Raw genomic sequence first — 15,392 nt, 5'->3', positions numbered from 1 at the left:
CCAGTCTACGAACCGGACTTCTCCGGCCCCTGGGCGCCGTACGCGAAGCCGTTCAGCAGGCCGTTCTCATAGACGAAGATCACCGCGTGCACCCGGTCGCGCAGCGCGAGTTTGGCGAGCACGCGGCCCACGTGGGTCTTCACCGTGGATTCCGTGAGGAACAGCTCAGCGGCGATCTCGGTGTTCGACAGGCCCCGGCCGATGGCGAGGAGGATCTCGCGCTCGCGCGGCGTGAGTGCAGCCGCGGCATCCGCTCGCGGTGCGTCGCTGGGCAGCTGCGCGCCGAACAGCTCGATCATGCGCCGCGTGATGCGCGGTGAGACGGCGGCGTCGCCCGCGGCGACGGCGCGAATGGCCGCGAGCAGCTCCTCTGGCCGGGCGTCTTTGAGCAGGAATCCGCTCGCCCCCGCGCGCAGGGCGCCGAACGCGTACTCGTCGAGGTCGAACGTCGTGAGCACGAGCACCCGCGTCTCGGGCAGCTCCGCGGCGATCTCGGCGGTGGCGGCGATGCCGTCGGTGCCCGGCATGCGCACGTCCATGAGGACGACATCGGGCCGCTCTCGGCGCGCGAGCTCGACAGCCTCACTGCCGTCTGCGGCCTCGCCGACCACCTCGAGGTCAGGCTGCGCCTCGAGCACCATGCGGAAGCCCATGCGGACGAGCGACTGGTCATCGGCGATCGCGACGCGCGTCATGCGGTGTCCTTTCCGGTCGAATCGGGCTGCCTGGGAACGGTGGCGGCGAGGCGCCAGCCCGCGCCGCTCTCGTGCGGGCCAGAGGCGAGGCTACCGCCGAGGGCCGACACCCGCTCGCGCAGGCCGAGCAGCCCCTGGCCGGCGCCGACCGACGGAGTCGGCATGCCGGGCAGCCCGTCGTCGTCGACGACGACGGTGATGGGGTCGGATGCCGCGTCGATCAGCACCTCGACGCGGGTCGGCCCGTGCGAGTAGCGCAGGGCGTTGGTGAGCCCCTCCTGCACGATGCGATACGTGGCCAGCTGCAGCGCGGGCTCCGCGGGCAGCTCGCCGTCGATGCGCAGTGTGACCGGCAGGCCGAGCTCGCGAAAGCGCTCGACGAGGCGTGGGATGTCCACGGCGGTCGGCTGCGGGGCGAGGGCGGCCTCTTCGCCCTCGCTGCCGAGCACTCCGAGCATCTGGCGCATGCCCGTCAAGGCCTCCCTTCCTGTCTCGGCGACCTGTCTCATGACGGTGGCGGCTCGCGAAGCATCCGTCTCTGCGGTCATCGCCGAGCCCTCTGCCAACGTGACCATGACGGTGAGCGAGTGCGACACCACGTCGTGCATGTCGCGCGCGATGCGCGCGCGCTCGGCGACAGCCGCGAGCAGCGCCTGCTGGTCGCGCTCGCGGGCGAGCTGGTGGGCGCGATCGATGAGGGCGGCGAGATAGCGGCGGCGGTTGCCGACGGTGATGCCGATCGCGAGCGCGATGAGCAGCTCGATGCCGAAGATCGGCGTCCACTGCGCGGGGCTGTGCGCGAGGGTGCGGCTGGTGCCGAGCGGCGAGACGAGCCAGACGTAGAGCGTCGAGGTGACCTCGAGGGCGGCGGCGCCGATCCAGGCGGCTGCATTCGAGCGATACACGGCGAGGCTGTAGACGCCGAAGACGGGGATGAGCTGCGAGGGCCCCGACTCGACGAACGGCACCGGCAGCAGGGCGATGCAGAGGATCGCGAAGGCGAGCACGGGGCGGGTGCGGCGCAACCGGATGCCTGCACACGAGCCCACGACCAGAAGCGCAGCCACAAGGGCGCCCCAGACACCGAAGACGTGGTCGCGTGTCTCGAGCGTGATGAGCGTGATCAGCGTCGCGGGCAGGCCCCAGAAGATCGCGATCAGCCAGTCGGCGAGTGCCTCGTGCCTCGCCCAGAACCGGCGGACGACCCCCGGCTGGCGAGGCAGCCGGAGGTCGTCCTGTGGGTCGAGAACGGTCACGCGTCCCGGCGCTTGACCAGTGTCAGGGCCGCGATGCCCACGGCGAGCACCTCGGCGCCGAGGACGCCGAAGCCCTGCCAGCCGTTCAGCACGACGGTGTCGGCGGGGTGCTGGGCTCCGCTCGGCGTGGTGTAGCTGAAGAGCTCCGCCCCGGCACTCGACGGCAGGAACGCGCTGACGTTGGCCGGCCACGTGGTGCCGTGAAGCAGATTGGTGAGGATCTGCAGGATCAGCGGTGCCACGAGCAGCAGGCCGAGGGTGATCGCGATGCCGCCGGCCGAAGCGCGCACCAGCGAGCCGATGCCGAAGGCGAGCAGCGCGACGAGGGTGACATAGACGCTCGAGCCGAGGATCGGCAGGAACATCTTGGAGTCGCCGAGGTCGTAGTCGATGCCCTGCCCGGACAGGATCGGATGCACGGCGATCGCGGCGATCCAGGTGGAGGCGGCGCTGACGACGAATGTCGCGATGGCCAGCACGAGCGCCTTCGCGAACATCGAGCCGAGACGCCCGGGGTTGGCGGTGAAGGTGCCGCGGATCATGCCGGTGGCGTACTCGCCGGAGATGATCAGCACGCCGAGCACCGCGACGACGAGCTGCGTGAAGTTCACGCCGAGCGTCACCACCATGAGCGCGACCTGGTTCGCGTTGTCGCCGACGAGGTGCGGGTTGTCGGTGCCGCCGACGCTGCCGGTCGAGGCGATCAGCAGCGGGAAGCCGATGTTGAGCACGAACAGGATGCCGAAGCACCACATGGTCGAGCGGATCGAGCGCAGCTTGATCCATTCGCTGCGCACGAGGCGCGCGAAGCTCAAGCGGATGCCGTCGAGGTCGACGTGGGGCGCCTGATGCGTGGGTGCGGTTGCCGTGGTCACTTGGCCACCTCCGAGTGGTATTCGACCTCGTCCTGGGTGAGCTCGAGGTAGGCCTGCTCGAGGCTGGCCGTGACGGGAGTGAGTTCGTGCAGCACGACGCCGGCGCGGGCGGCGGCCTCGCCGATCTGCTGGGCCGCGATGCCGTTCACCGACAGCGAGCCGTCGGCGGTCTGCTGAACCTGCACGTCGGGCGAGGCGATCGCGCCGATGAGCAGGTCGGGCGTGGGCGTGCGCACGGTGACGCGCTGGCCGGACGCGCCGGAGAGGATCTCGGCGATCGGCGCGTTCGCGAGGACCTTGCCGCGGCCGAGCACGATGACGTGATCGGCCGTCTGCGCCATCTCGCTCATGAGGTGGCTCGACAGGAACACGGTGCGGCCCTGCGAGGCGAGGTAGCGGGTGAGCTGGCGCACCCAGAGCACGCCCTCGGGGTCGAGGCCGTTGACCGGCTCGTCGAGGATGAGCGTCTGCGGGTCACCGAGCAGCGCGACCGCGATGCCGAGGCGCTGCCCCATGCCGAGCGAGAAGCCGCCGACGCGCTTCTTCGCGACCGATTCGAGGCCGGTCATGTGGATGACCTCGTCGACGCGCTGCTTCGGGATGCCGTGCGTGGCGGCGAGCGCCAGCAGGTGGTTGAAGGCGCTGCGGCCGGTGTGCACGGCCTTCGCCTCGAGCAGTGCCCCGACCTGCCGCAGCGGGTCGCGCAACCGCGTGTAGGGCGCGCCGTTGATGGTCACGGAGCCGGAGGTCGGCCGGTCGAGCCCCATGATCATGCGCATGGTGGTCGACTTGCCGGCGCCGTTCGGGCCGAGGAACCCGGTCACGATGCCGGGCCGGACGGTGAACGTGATGTCGTCCACCGCAAGCTTGTCTCCGTACCTCTTGCTGAGGTTCTGGATTTCGATCATGGGCCAACCGTAATGAGCACGGGCCCCGCGGCACGTCAGCCGCGGGGCCCGTTTCGAGGCACGGATGCCTCAGACTCCGGTACTACGCAGGTCGCCTACGCGTCGGCCGCCTGCACCTTGAGCGCCCGCTCGACGCGGGCCAGGTTCTCGACCACGAGGCGGCGCAGAGCCGCAGGCTCCGGGTTCGCGTCGAGCCACGCACGGGTCGCGTCAGCGAGCTCCTGGTTCGCGAGCGTGAAGGGGTAGAGCCCGTTGATCAGCCCCGCTGCGATGGCGTAGCTGCGGGAATCCCAGATGCCGCGCAGGCTGTCGAAGTACTTCCCGACGAACGGCGCGAGCAGCTCGTGGTCGTGCGCGCGCTGGAACCCTGCGCCCGTCGCGCGGACGATCAGGTTGGGCGCGCCGTCCTGGTCGACGACGGATGCCCACGCCGCGGCCTTCCCCTCAGCGGTCGGCAGCGCCGCGCGGGCGTGCGCGGCCGACTGGCTGCCGCTGGCGGTATTGTCGCCGGCGAGCGCCGCGTCGATCTCGTCCGAGCCGGCCTTGCCGCCCACGACGAGCGACTGCAGCAGCTCCCACCCGAGGTCGGTGTCGACCTCGAGGCCGGGCAGGGTCACCGAGCCATCGCGCAGCCCGGCCACGGTGGCCAGCTGCTCGTCGGTGCTCGCGAGCTGCGCGAAGACCTTGACGAACTGGAACTGCGCGTCGCTGCCGGGCTCAGCCTGCTGCGCGAGCGCCCAGATGCCGTCGGCCGCAGCGATCGTCGCTGCCTCCCGCTTCGCGGGCGCGACATAGGCGCCCACCGAGAGCACCAGCTGGTTCAGCGCGGTGCGCATGGTGGTCGAACCGGTCTCGGCACCGACGTTGTTCAGCACCAGCTGCACGAAGTCGCTCGCCTTCGCCTCGGCGTCGCGCGTGGCATCCCACACAGCGCCCCAGACAATCGAGCGCGCGAGCTCGCTGTCGATCTTGCCGAGGTGTGCGACGGCGGTCTGCAGCGAGCGCTCGTCGAGGCGGATCTTCGCGTAGGCGAGGTCGTCGTCGTTCAGCAGAATCAGGTCGGGCTGCTCGAGGCCGACGAGCTCGGCGACCTCGGTGCGCTCACCGTCGACGTCGAGCTCGACGCGGTGGGTACGGCTCAGACGGTCGCCCTCGAGCGTGTAGAAGCCGATCGCGAGGCGGTGCGGGCGGATCGTCGGGTAGTCGGCCTCGGCGGTCTGCAGCACCGCGAACGAGGTGATCTTGCCCTCGGCATCCGTCTCGAACTCGGGGCGCAGCGTGTTGACGCCCGCGGTCTCGAGCCACTTCGCCGACCAGTCGGCGAGGTCGCGACCGCTCGTCTTCTCGAGCTCGACGAGCAGGTCGCGCAACTCGGTGTTGGAGTACTCATGCTTCACGAAGTACTCGTGCACTCCGGCGAGGAAGGCGTCCTGGCCGACCCACGCGACGAGCTGCTTGAGCACCGAGGCGCCCTTGGCGTACGTGATGCCGTCGAAGTTGACCTGCACGTCTTCCAGGTCGCGGATCGCGGCGACGATGGGGTGCGTCGACGGCAGCTGGTCCTGGTTGTAGGCCCACGACTTCTCGGTCGACGCGAAGGTCGCCCACGCCTCGGTCCACTCGGTGGCCTCTGCAGTCGCGAGCGTCGAGGCGTACTCGGCGAACGACTCGTTGAGCCACAGGTCGTTCCACCATTTCATGGTGACGAGGTCGCCGAACCACATGTGGGCGAGCTCGTGCAGCACGGTCACGACGCGGCGCTCGCGCACGGCATCCGTCACCTTCGAGCGGAAGACGTACGCCTCCGTGTGCGTGACGGCGCCCGCGTTCTCCATCGCCCCCGCGTTGAACTCGGGCACGAACACCTGGTCGTACTTCGCGAACGGGTAGGGGTAGCCGAATTTGGACTCGAAGAAGGCGAAGCCCTGCTTGGTCTTCTCGAAGATGTAGTCGGCGTCGAGGTAGGGCACGAGCGACTTGCGCGCGTAGACGCCGAGGGGGATCGTGCGGCCGTCCGCGCTCGTCAACTCGCTCGTCTCGCCCTGGTAGGGGCCGGCGATGATCGCCGTGATGTAGGAGGACAGCACGGGGGTCGGCTCGAAGACGTAGGTCACCGAGTCCTTCAAGGATTCACCGTCGATCGGCCCCGAGAAGATGGGCTCCGGAGTGGGGGAGTTGCTGATCACGATCCAATCGGACGGCGTCGTCACCGTGAACTGGAACGTGGCCTTGAGGTCGGGCTGCTCGAACACGGCGAACACGCGCCGCGAGTCGGGCACCTCGAACTGCGAGTAGAGGTAGACCTCGCCGTCGACCGGGTCGACGAAGCGGTGCAGCCCTTCGCCGGTGTTGGTGTAGAGCGCGTCGGCGACCACGACGAGCGTGTTCGACGCCTGCAGCTCGGGCAGCTGGATGCGCACCCCGTCGTTCACCGCCGCGACGTCGAGTTCGACGCCGTTGAGCTTCACCGAGTGCACCGTCTTCGAGATGAAGTCGATGAAGGTCGAGGCGCCGGGCGTCGCGGCGAAGGTCACCTTCGTCTCACTGCGGAACGTCTCCGGCCCCTGCGTGAGGTCGAGCTTGACCTCGTAGGCGTGGGTCTGAACGACCGCCTTGCGCTCGGCGGCTTCGATTCTGGTGAGGTTCTCTCCGGGCAACGGTGCTCCTTCGTCGGTGGGCGGCGGGACTCGTGGCCCCGACAAAACCCTATTGAGTAGAACTGGTGTCATGACGACGTCAGTTGATTTCTGGTTCGACCCCTCGTGCCCGTGGGCCTGGATGACCTCGCGCTGGGTCGACGAGGTGAGCGCGGCGCGCGACCTCGACGTGACCTGGCACATCATGAGCCTCGCGATCCTCAATGAGGACAAGGACGTGCCGGAGAGCTACCGGAAGAACTTCCCGCGGCTGCTGCGCTACGCCCGCCTCGTCACCGCCGTCGGCGAACTCGAGGGTCAGGCCAGCGTGAAACCTCTGTACGACGCGCTCGGGACCCGCATCCACCCCGGTGGCTCGAAAGACGCCGACGCGGTGATCGCCGGTGCCCTGGCTGACACCGGCCTTCCGGCCGACTACGCGCGCTTCGCCGACAGCGACGAGTACGACGCCCAGCTGCGAGCGAGCCACAACGACGGCATCGAGCGCGTCGGGCAGGAGGTCGGCACGCCGATCATCGCCGTGAACGGCACGGCGTTCTTCGGCCCGGTCATCTCGCCGACCCCGCGCGGCGAGCAGGCGCTCACGCTCTGGGACGGCATCGTCGCCGCCGCCTCGTACGACGGCTTCTTCGAGCTGAAGCGCACCCGCACGAGGGAACCGCAGTTCGACTGAGGTGGGCCCGCGGTATGACGGATGCCGCGCGCAGAACCCGCCTCGCGGGCGATGTGCGAGGCATCCGTCGCCCGAAAACATGGGGGCATGCACAACCTCATCGAGGCTCGCAGCCTCTTCAAGGACTTCGGGCCCACCCGCGCGCTGCGCGGCGTCGACCTCGCGGTCGCACCCGGCGAATCCGTCGCGATCATGGGCCCATCCGGCAGCGGCAAGACCACCCTGCTGCACTGCCTCGCCGGTATCGAGCGGCCGGGCGCCGGTGAGGTGCTGCTGCGCACCACCGCCGGCGTGGTCGAGGTCGCGGCACTCAGCGATCGCCGCCGCAGCGAGCTGCGCCGCACCACGTTCGGCTTCGTGTTCCAGCAGGGACTGCTGCTTCCCGAGCTGACGGCGGGCGAGAACGTCGCGCTTCCTTTGCTGCTGCTCGGGCAGGGGCGATCGGATGCCGAGGCGGAGGCGCTTCGTCTGCTGCAGCTCCTCGGCATCAGCGACAAGGCCACGGCTCGCATCGGCGAGCTCTCCGGTGGCCAGCAGCAGCGCGTCGCCATCGCCCGCGCCCAGGCGGCGCAACCTGCGGTCGTGTTCGCCGACGAGCCGACGGGCGCCCTCGACTCTGTGACTTCGACCGAGGTCATGACCGCGCTGCTCGCCTCGACGGTCGGGTCGGGGCGAGCGCTCATCGTCGTCACGCACGACGCCGGCGTCGCCGCGCGGTGCGATCGCACGCTGCACATGGCCGACGGTGTGATCGTCGAGACGAGTGGCGTCGCCGAACGCGCCCAGGCGGAGGCATCGTGACCACGCTCGCGCTCGCCCGGCTGTTCGCGCGCCGCGCCGGTGGCGACGCCTCTACCGTGGTGCTTCCGGCCGTCGCCTTCGCCGTCGTGACGCTCTGCACGACCGTCGTCACCGGTGGCGTGTTCGCTTTCTTCACCTTCGCCGGGCAGAACGGGTCGACGTATCGGATGCTGGCGCTGCTCGCCCTCGTGCTGCTCGTCATTCCGCTGGCGTCGCTCGGCGGCGCCGCAGCACGTCTCGCCGCTCGCCGGCGCGACGAGCGGCTCTCTAGCCTGCGCCTCCTCGGCGCGTCCACCGGGCTCGTCTCGGCGCTCACGGTGCTCGAATCGACGGTGGTCGCACTCGCCGGCGCGGTCATCGGGGCCATCGCCTCACTGGGCGCCCTGCCGTTGTTCGGCCTTCTGCACTTCGACGGGCGTGCTCTCGGTGGCGCGATCTGGCCGCCCGCGTGGGTGTTCTTCGCGGTGATCGGCGGCGTCGCGCTGCTCAGCGCAGTCAGCGCCGCGATCGGCCTGCGTGCCGTCGTCCTCACCCCGCTCGGCGTGCGCACCCGGGTCGTGAGCGCCGGGGTGAAGTGGCTGCGGGCCGGAATCGCCGCCGGGGTTCTCGTCATCGCGGTCGCCATCTCGAGCTCGCTCAATGCGTTCGCGCAGATCGGCGGGCTGATCCTCGTCATCGCCGTGCTGCTGTGCGGGTTCGGGGCGGTGCTGTCCATGCTCGGCCTGGTCGGCCCGCTGGTGCTGCGCGGCTTCGGCCGTCGCTGGCTGAAGCGCGCGAGCGGCCCTGCGCAGCTGATCGCGGCGCGCACCGTGCTCCACGACGTCAAGGGCGCGTGGCGGCAGGTCGGGGCGCTTGCCCTGGTCAGCTTCGTCGCCGTCTTCACCGGCATCGGCGTCGCTTTCACGCACGTGATGGGGTCAGAGGACGCCGCTTCGAGACTGCTCGCAGCAGACATCCGCACCGGTGTGATCTTGACCCTCGTGATGTCGTTCGCGATGGTCGCCTGCGCGATCGGCGTGAACCAGGCAGCAGGCATCCTCGATCGCCGCTCGCTCTATGTGAGCCTCGACCGCATCGGCATGCCGTTCACGGTGATGGACTCCGCGCGCCGCCGCGCCGTGCTCGCGCCTCTGCTCGTCGTCACCGTCGGCTCGGCCACCGCGGCGGCGCTCGTCCTGTTCCCGCTCACCGGGTACACGCTGCTGCTGCAGCCGCTCGGGCTCGCGGTCATCGCGGGCTGTCTCGCGCTCGGCATCGGGCTCGTCTGGGCGGGTCTCGCCGCGACGCGCCCGGTGCTGCGGCGGGTCGTCGGGGAGGCATCCGCGACCTTGCCTGATCGGTAATCTGAATCCATGCGCATCCACATCGCCACGGACCACGCCGGACTCGACCTCAGCCAGAAGATCCAGGCGCATCTGCGCGAGCAGGGTCACGAGGTCGTCGACCACGGCCCCACGGCGTACGACGCGCTCGACGACTACCCCGCGTTCTGCATCAACGCCGCCCAGGCGGTCGTGAACGACCAGCAGGCCGGCACCGAGTCGCTCGGCGTCGTGTTCGGCGGGTCGGGCAACGGCGAGCAGATCGCCGCGAACAAGGTGAAGGGCATCCGCGCAGCGCTGGTCTGGAACGACTCGACCGCGCTGCTGGCCCGCCAGCACAACGACGCGAACGTCATCTCGATCGGGGCCCGACAGCACACGGAAGACGAGGCGATCCGCTTCATCGACCTGTTCGTCGCCGAGCCGTTCAGTAATGAGGAGCGTCACGCGCGCCGCATCGCGCAGCTCGCGGAGTACGAGGCCACGGGCGACATCGCCGGCAAGGGCGTCGACCACTGATGCGGGTGTCGACCGATGCCTGAGGGGCATTCCGTCCACCGCATCGCCCGGCAGTTCGCCCGCAACTTCGTGGGGCACCGGGTGGCCGTCTCGAGCCCGCAGGGCCGCTTCGCCGCGGGCGCGAAGATGCTCGACGGCGCGACCATGACGCGTGCGACCGCGGTCGGCAAGCAGATGTTCCTCGAGTTCGACAACGGGCTCTGGCTGCGCGTGCACCTCGGCCTGTACGGCGCGTGGGATTTCGCCGGCGAGATCACGACGGATGCCACGATCAGGTCGGCCGGCGGCCGCATGGGTCAGACGAACCAGCGCGGCACGGACTTCGCGGAGGGCGAGCCCCTCGAGACCGACCGCGACTATCTGAACGACGCCGACGGCGAGGACTCGATCCACTCCATCGGTGCGCCGCGGAAGGCGCGGCTGCACATGGCCGAGTCCGAGAAGGAGAACGACGACGCCGACTTCGAGTTCCCGCCGCCGCCCGTCGGCCAGGTGCGCGTCCGCATTCTGACCGAGACGGCCTGCGCCGATCTGCGCGGGCCCACGGCGTGCGAGGCGATCAGCGCGTTCGAGGTGCAGCAGCACATCGACCGGCTCGGCCCCGACCCGCTCAACGACGATTCGCAGGAGGCCGAAGACCGCGTCGTCGCCGCCATCCGGAAGTCGAACCAGCCGATCGGGCAGCTGCTCATGGACCAGTCCGTCGTCAGCGGCATCGGCAACGTCTACCGCGCCGAACTGCTGTTCCGCGCCCGGCTCAACCCGTTCACACCGGGCAAGCAGGTTCCCGAGCAGACGGCACGTGAGCTGTGGCGCGACTGGGTGCACCTGCTCGACGTCGGCGTGCGCACCGGCCAGATGATGACGATGGACGGACTCACCGGCGAGGCCTATCGCCGCGCCATGGCCAAACGCGATGATCGGCACTGGGTGTACCACCGCACCGGCCTGCCGTGCCGCGTGTGCGGTACGCCGATCGCCATGCAGGACATGGCGAATCGCAAGCTCTACTGGTGCCCCAAGGACCAGGCCTAGGCGAAGGAGCCCGAAGTGACCGTCACCTTCAGCAACGCTCGGCTGCTCGACGGCCGGCTCGTGGACGTGACGGTGACCGGTGGGGTGATCTCGGCCGTCACCCCCGCCGGCGAGGTGCCGGCTCGCGGCGAGCACATCCAACTCGACGGGCACCTGCTGATCCCCGGCCTCTGGGACCAGCACACGCACTTCACCCAGTGGGCCCAGTCCTCGAGGCGCGTTCAGCTGGGCGAGGCGCAGTCGGCGGCGGATGCCGCGGCGATGCTGGCGTCGTATGCCGACGCGCACCCCGACGGCGACCTGGTCGGCGTCGGGTTCCGCGACGCTCTCTGGCCGGACGTTCCGCACTTCGAGCTGCTCGACGAAGCACTGAGCCACGGTGACATCGGCGACGACGGCCCCGAGCGCCGCGTCGTCGCGGTCAGCGCCGACCTGCACACGGTGTGGCTGAACTCGGCCGCGCTCAAGGCGCACGGCTTCCGCGAGCACCCGAGCGGCGTGCTGCGCGAGCAGGACGCCTTCGCCGTCATCGACGCGCTCGACGAGGTCTCCGTCGAAACCGTCGACCGCTGGGTGCACGAGGCGGCCGAGGCCGCCGCCGCCCGCGGCGTGGTCGGCATCGTCGACTTCGAGTGGGGCTATGCCCCCGGCGACTGGCTGCGCCGCTTCGCGGCGGGCTTCGACGAGCTGCGCGTCAGCGCCGCGTTCTACCCCGACCGCTTCGACGACGCGCTCTCGCTCGGCGTCGGCGGGGGAGAGCCGCTCGAGGAATCCGGCCTGCTCACCCTCGGCCCGCTCAAGGTGATCACCGACGGCTCGCTCAACACGCGAACGGCCTATCTGCGCGAGCCGTACCACGGCCACACCGGCGACGGTGCGCGCGGCCAGCTGACGGTGCCGCCCGACGAGCTCGTCGCGCTGCTGCGGCGCGCCGTGCGCGCAGACCTCGGCGCCGCCGTGCACGCGATCGGCGACCACGCGATCTCGCACGCGCTCGACGCCTTCGCGATCACCGGCGCGCGCGGCTCGATCGAGCACGCGCAGCTCGTGCTGCCCGAGGACCTGCCCCGCTTCGCGGCGCTCAGGGTGACCGCCAGCGTGCAGCCGGAGCACGCACTGGACGACCGCGACATCGCCGAGCGCTACTGGGGCGCTCGCTGTGCACACGCCTTTCCGCTGCGGGCGCTGACGGATGCCGGCGCCGAACTCGCCCTCGGGTCGGACGCCCCCGTCGCCCCGCTCGACCCGTGGGTCGCGATCGCGGCGGCGGTCTTCCGCACGCGAGGCGACCGCCCGGCCTGGCACGGGGAGCAGACTGTCTCCGTCGAGCGCGCGGTGCAGGCATCCGTGCGCTCATCGATCGCCGTCGGCCAGCCGGCCGACCTCGTCGTGCTCGGCGCGGACCCGCGCGAGGCGGACGTCGCGGCGCTACGCAGCCAGCCCGTCGTCGCGACGATGCTCGCGGGCCGGTTCAGCTTCGACGTGATCCGCTGAGTCGCGCAGCAGGATGCCTCTGAAGCGGCTCGCCGCCCAGAAGACGAGCGCCACGACGACCGCGATCACGACGATAGCTCCGCAGTACAGCGAGACGCTGCCGTAGCCGGTCGCCGGATCCATGAACGGATACGGCACCCAGTGGTCGGTCGCACCGCGGGTGAGCGTGACGCCGAGCCAGACCACGGCATAGGGGAAGATCACCCACAGCTTCCAGAAGCGCAGCGGCGCGCGGTCGCCGATGAGCAGCCAGTCGAGCAGGCAGTAGGCCGGTATCACGCCGTGGACGACGTTGTTGGTCCACGGGATCTCCGGCGGCATGCTCGCGGCGAGCAGCGTCCAGTAGACGGTGCCGACGATGAAGATGTAGACGGTGACGGCGCCGCGCGCGTATTCGAGCCAGCGCAGGCGCCGACCGGTGAGCAGCAGAATGCCCGCGAGGCTCAGCACGAAGCCCGCGGCGAGGTTGTTCTGATTGGTGAAGTAGCCGAACCAGTCCCACGGCCAGACGTCGCCGCCGTGGGTCGCGTCGTAGACGAACGAGCGGGTGACAGCGGCGAGCATGAGCGCGCTGAACGCGAATCGCAGCGCTGCGACGGTGAACTTCACGTCGCGAGCGTAATGCCCATGCTCGGAAACGCCCCCGGGCCATGCCGTATGCTGAACAGGCTGCCTTCGGGCGGCGAAGAAACCCTTCCGGGGGCGTAGCTCAATGGTAGAGCCTCAGTCTTCCAAACTGATTACGCGGGTTCGATTCCCGTCGCCCCCTCGCGGTACCACCGTGCGGATCGCATGCATCCGGGGCGTAGCTCAGCTTGGCTAGAGCGCCCGCTTTGGGGGCGGGAAGTCGCAGGTTCGAATCCTGTCGCCCCGACCACTACCGCAGATGTCCATCACCTCCTAGGAGAACCACCAGTGCCCACCACGGTCGAACAGCTGAGCCCGACGCGCGTCAAGCTCACCACCACGGTCACGCCGGAGCAGCTGAAGCCCAGCATCACGCACGCTTACGAGCACATCGCCGCCGACGTCACCATTCCCGGTTTCCGCAAGGGCAAGGTGCCGCCCGCCATCATCGACACGCGGGTCGGCAAGGGCGCCGTCCTCGAGCACGCGATCAACGACTCGCTCGACGGCGCGTACCGCGAGGCCGTCACCGAGACCAAGCTGCGCCCGCTCGGCCGCCCCGAGGCCGACATCGTGACGGTGCCCGACGTCAACACGTTCGAGGGCGACCTCGTGGTGACGTTCGAGGTCGACGTGCGCCCGCAGATCACGGTCCCGAACTACGACAAGCTCGCCGTCACCGTCGAGTCCTCCGCGGTCACCGACGCCGACGTCGAGGCCGAGCTCGACCGCCTGCGCAGCCGTTTCGGCACGCTCATCACGGTCGACCGCCCCGCCAAGAGCGGCGACTTCGTGCAGATCGACCTCGAGGCGAAGATCGGCGACGAGGTCGTCGACAGCGCCGAGAACATCTCCTACGAGCTCGGCTCCGGCGACCTGCTCGACGGTCTCGACGACGCGCTCGACTCGCTCACCGCCGGTGAGGCGACGACGTTCAAGTCGAACCTGCTCGGTGGCGACCACGAGGGCGAAGAGGCTGAGATCAGCGTCAAGGTCAACTCCGTCAAGGAGCGCGAGCTGCCCGAGGCCGACGACGACTTCGCTCAGATCTCGAGCGAGTACGACACCATCGCCGAGCTGCGCGAGGGCCTCAAGTCCGAGGCCGCCAAGTCGAAGACCTTCGCCCAGGGCAACGAGGCGCGCAACAAGCTCGTCGAGCTGCTGCTCGAGCAGGCCGAGATCCCCGTGCCCGAGGCCGTCATCGAGGACGAGGTGCACCGCCACCTCGAGGCCGAGAACCGCCTCGAAGACGACGAGCACCGTGCAGAGGTCAAGGAGGCGAGCGAGAAGGCTCTGCGCACGCAGATCCTGTTCGACGAGATCGCCGAGTCCGAGAAGGTCACGGTGAGCCAGAACGAGCTCACCTCGTACCTGGTGCAGGCCTCCGCCCAGTACGGCATGGACCCCAACGAGTTCATCAAGATCCTGGCTGACAACGGCCAGATCCCGCAGATGGTCGGCGAGGTCGCCCGTAGCAAGGCGATCTCGATCGTCCTCGGCAAGGCCGTCGTGACCGACGAGGACGGCAACGCGGTCGACCTCGGCGAGTTCGCCGCCGTGCAGAACGACGACGACGATTCCGACATCATCCTGCAGGCCGAGCCGCAGAGCGACGAAGAGGCGGCCGAGAGCGCCGGCGAGGCCATCGCCGAGGCGAACAAGCCCGCCAAGAAGGCGAAGAAGTCGACCAAGAAGGCAGACGCCGACGCCGAGGCCGAGGGCGACGCCGAGTAGGCGACACGCGAAGTACTGATACGGATGCCGGGGCCGATGCGCCCCGGCATCCGTCGTTAATGCGCGCATCGCCCCGCGAGGGCGACACGCATGCGCCGTGGGCGAACAGCCCCGGCCCCGTGCGTTGCCCACCGATAGATTCGATGCAGTTCTACTTCAGAAACGGAGCATCACACATGGCCGAACCGACACTGACTCCCAGTGTTTTCGATCGACTGCTGAGGGACCGGATCGTCTGGCTCGGCGAAGAGGTCCGCGATGACAACGCAAACGAGATCGCCGCGAAGCTCCTCCTCCTCGCCGCAGAGGACCCCAAGAAGGACATCTACCTCTACATCAACTCGCCCGGCGGCTCGATCACGGCCGGCATGGCGATCTACGACACCATGCAGTTCGTGCCGAACGACATCGTCACGGTCGGCATCGGCATGGCCGCCTCGATGGGTCAGCTGCTGCTGACCGCGGGCACCAAGGGCAAGCGCTACATCACGCCGAACGCCCGCGTGCTGCTGCACCAGCCGCACGGCGGCTTCGGCGGCACCGCGAGTGACATCCAGACCCAGGCCCAGCTGATCTCCGACATGAAGAAGCGCCTGTTCCAGATCACGGCAGAGGCCACCGGCAAGACCTTCGAGCAGGTCACCGCCGACGGTGACCGCGACCACTGGTTCAACGCGCAGGAGGCGCTGGAGTACGGCTTCGTCGACCACATCCGCGACACCGCGACCGACGTCACCGGTGGCGGCGGCACGGATCAGCAGGCGTAGGCGCGAGCGAGAAGAAGAGGAACGTCAAT

14 protein-coding genes and 2 tRNA genes are annotated in these 15,392 nt (G+C 69.5%); 10 read left to right on the top strand and 6 right to left on the bottom strand.

Annotation, left to right across the window (positions count from 1 at the left end; translation table 11 throughout):
- Positions 1-5: 5 nt before the first annotated feature.
- From ABD736_RS03415 to pepN, 5 genes are all read right to left on the bottom strand, one after another.
- Positions 6-695: a response regulator gene (locus tag ABD736_RS03415; protein ID WP_344790330.1), complete on the bottom strand. Its 690-nt coding sequence runs from the start codon at positions 693-695 to the stop codon at positions 6-8.
- Positions 692-1,951 carry a sensor histidine kinase gene (locus ABD736_RS03410; protein ID WP_344790329.1) on the bottom strand — a complete coding sequence of 420 codons (1,260 nt, stop codon included), beginning with the start codon at positions 1,949-1,951 and terminating at the stop codon, positions 692-694. The genes ABD736_RS03415 and ABD736_RS03410 overlap by 4 nt, the downstream gene beginning before the upstream one ends.
- Positions 1,948-2,826, bottom strand: coding sequence for an ABC transporter permease (locus ABD736_RS03405; protein ID WP_344790328.1), 879 nt, complete (start codon positions 2,824-2,826; stop codon positions 1,948-1,950). Before ABD736_RS03405 ends, ABD736_RS03410 begins: the two co-directional genes overlap by 4 nt.
- On the bottom strand, positions 2,823-3,734 hold the full coding sequence (locus ABD736_RS03400; protein WP_344790327.1) for an ABC transporter ATP-binding protein: 912 nt from the start codon (positions 3,732-3,734) through the stop codon (positions 2,823-2,825). The genes ABD736_RS03405 and ABD736_RS03400 overlap by 4 nt, the downstream gene beginning before the upstream one ends.
- Before the next feature lie 95 nt (positions 3,735-3,829).
- A complete protein-coding gene (gene pepN, locus ABD736_RS03395) occupies positions 3,830-6,391 on the bottom strand; it encodes an aminopeptidase N (RefSeq protein ID WP_344790326.1) in 2,562 nt (853 codons plus the stop codon).
- Between the two features lie 70 nt (positions 6,392-6,461).
- Here pepN and ABD736_RS03390 point away from each other — a divergent pair, with 70 nt between their 5' ends.
- The 6 genes from ABD736_RS03390 to ABD736_RS03365 all read left to right on the top strand — a co-directional run bounded on the left by ABD736_RS03390 (position 6,462) and on the right by ABD736_RS03365 (position 12,235).
- The gene (locus tag ABD736_RS03390; protein WP_344790324.1) at positions 6,462-7,064 is read left to right on the top strand and encodes a mycothiol-dependent nitroreductase Rv2466c family protein; all 603 of its coding nucleotides are present in this window, start codon (positions 6,462-6,464) and stop codon (positions 7,062-7,064) included.
- 87 nt (positions 7,065-7,151) lie between these two features.
- Positions 7,152-7,865: an ABC transporter ATP-binding protein gene (locus ABD736_RS03385; protein WP_344790323.1), complete on the top strand. Its 714-nt coding sequence runs from the start codon at positions 7,152-7,154 to the stop codon at positions 7,863-7,865.
- Complete coding sequence (locus ABD736_RS03380; protein WP_344790322.1) at positions 7,862-9,208, top strand: FtsX-like permease family protein; 1,347 nt, start codon at positions 7,862-7,864, stop codon at positions 9,206-9,208. The genes ABD736_RS03385 and ABD736_RS03380 overlap by 4 nt, the downstream gene beginning before the upstream one ends.
- Before the next feature lie 9 nt (positions 9,209-9,217).
- Positions 9,218-9,706, top strand: a complete 489-nt coding sequence (locus ABD736_RS03375) for a ribose-5-phosphate isomerase (RefSeq protein ID WP_344790321.1) — start codon at positions 9,218-9,220, stop codon at positions 9,704-9,706.
- Between the two features lie 15 nt (positions 9,707-9,721).
- Positions 9,722-10,741 (top strand): Fpg/Nei family DNA glycosylase, encoded by a 1,020-nt coding sequence (locus ABD736_RS03370; protein WP_344790320.1) that lies wholly within the window; start codon positions 9,722-9,724, stop codon positions 10,739-10,741.
- Positions 10,742-10,756: 15 nt separating this feature from the next.
- Positions 10,757-12,235 carry an amidohydrolase gene (locus ABD736_RS03365; protein ID WP_344790319.1) on the top strand — a complete coding sequence of 493 codons (1,479 nt, stop codon included), beginning with the start codon at positions 10,757-10,759 and terminating at the stop codon, positions 12,233-12,235.
- Here ABD736_RS03365 and ABD736_RS03360 read toward each other — a convergent pair.
- Positions 12,170-12,844, bottom strand: a complete 675-nt coding sequence (locus ABD736_RS03360) for a Pr6Pr family membrane protein (RefSeq protein ID WP_344790318.1) — start codon at positions 12,842-12,844, stop codon at positions 12,170-12,172. The two genes, ABD736_RS03365 and ABD736_RS03360, sit on opposite strands and share 66 nt — an antisense overlap.
- Before the next feature lie 89 nt (positions 12,845-12,933).
- Here ABD736_RS03360 and ABD736_RS03355 point away from each other — a divergent pair.
- The 4 genes from ABD736_RS03355 to ABD736_RS03340 all read left to right on the top strand — a co-directional run bounded on the left by ABD736_RS03355 (position 12,934) and on the right by ABD736_RS03340 (position 15,363).
- Positions 12,934-13,004 (top strand) — tRNA-Gly (locus ABD736_RS03355).
- A 30-nt stretch (positions 13,005-13,034) separates the two neighbouring features.
- Positions 13,035-13,112 (top strand) — tRNA-Pro (locus ABD736_RS03350).
- Positions 13,113-13,150: 38 nt separating this feature from the next.
- Positions 13,151-14,596, top strand: coding sequence for a trigger factor (gene tig / locus ABD736_RS03345; protein ID WP_344790317.1), 1,446 nt, complete (start codon positions 13,151-13,153; stop codon positions 14,594-14,596).
- A 176-nt stretch (positions 14,597-14,772) separates the two neighbouring features.
- Positions 14,773-15,363, top strand: a complete 591-nt coding sequence (locus ABD736_RS03340) for an ATP-dependent Clp protease proteolytic subunit (RefSeq protein WP_344790316.1) — start codon at positions 14,773-14,775, stop codon at positions 15,361-15,363.
- Positions 15,364-15,392 lie beyond the last annotated feature (29 nt).

The organism is Gryllotalpicola daejeonensis (assembly GCF_039538145.1).
GTDB lineage: Bacteria > Actinomycetota > Actinomycetes > Actinomycetales > Microbacteriaceae > Gryllotalpicola > Gryllotalpicola daejeonensis.
The sequence above is the reverse complement of the archived record's forward strand: the minus strand, read 5'-3'. Positions and strand labels throughout refer to the sequence as shown.

Excerpts from the sequence above, each read along its gene's own strand:
- ABD736_RS03415 (WP_344790330.1), bottom strand. The coding sequence starts at position 695 with ATGACGCGCGTCGCGATCGCCGATGACCAGTCGCTCGTCCGCATGGGC.
- ABD736_RS03400 (WP_344790327.1), bottom strand. The coding sequence starts at position 3,734 with ATGATCGAAATCCAGAACCTCAGCAAGAGGTACGGAGACAAGCTTGCG.
- ABD736_RS03390 (WP_344790324.1), top strand. The coding sequence starts at position 6,462 with ATGACGACGTCAGTTGATTTCTGGTTCGACCCCTCGTGCCCGTGGGCC.
- ABD736_RS03385 (WP_344790323.1), top strand. The coding sequence starts at position 7,152 with ATGCACAACCTCATCGAGGCTCGCAGCCTCTTCAAGGACTTCGGGCCC.
- ABD736_RS03375 (WP_344790321.1), top strand. The coding sequence starts at position 9,218 with ATGCGCATCCACATCGCCACGGACCACGCCGGACTCGACCTCAGCCAG.
- ABD736_RS03370 (WP_344790320.1), top strand. The coding sequence starts at position 9,722 with ATGCCTGAGGGGCATTCCGTCCACCGCATCGCCCGGCAGTTCGCCCGC.
- ABD736_RS03340 (WP_344790316.1), top strand. The coding sequence starts at position 14,773 with ATGGCCGAACCGACACTGACTCCCAGTGTTTTCGATCGACTGCTGAGG.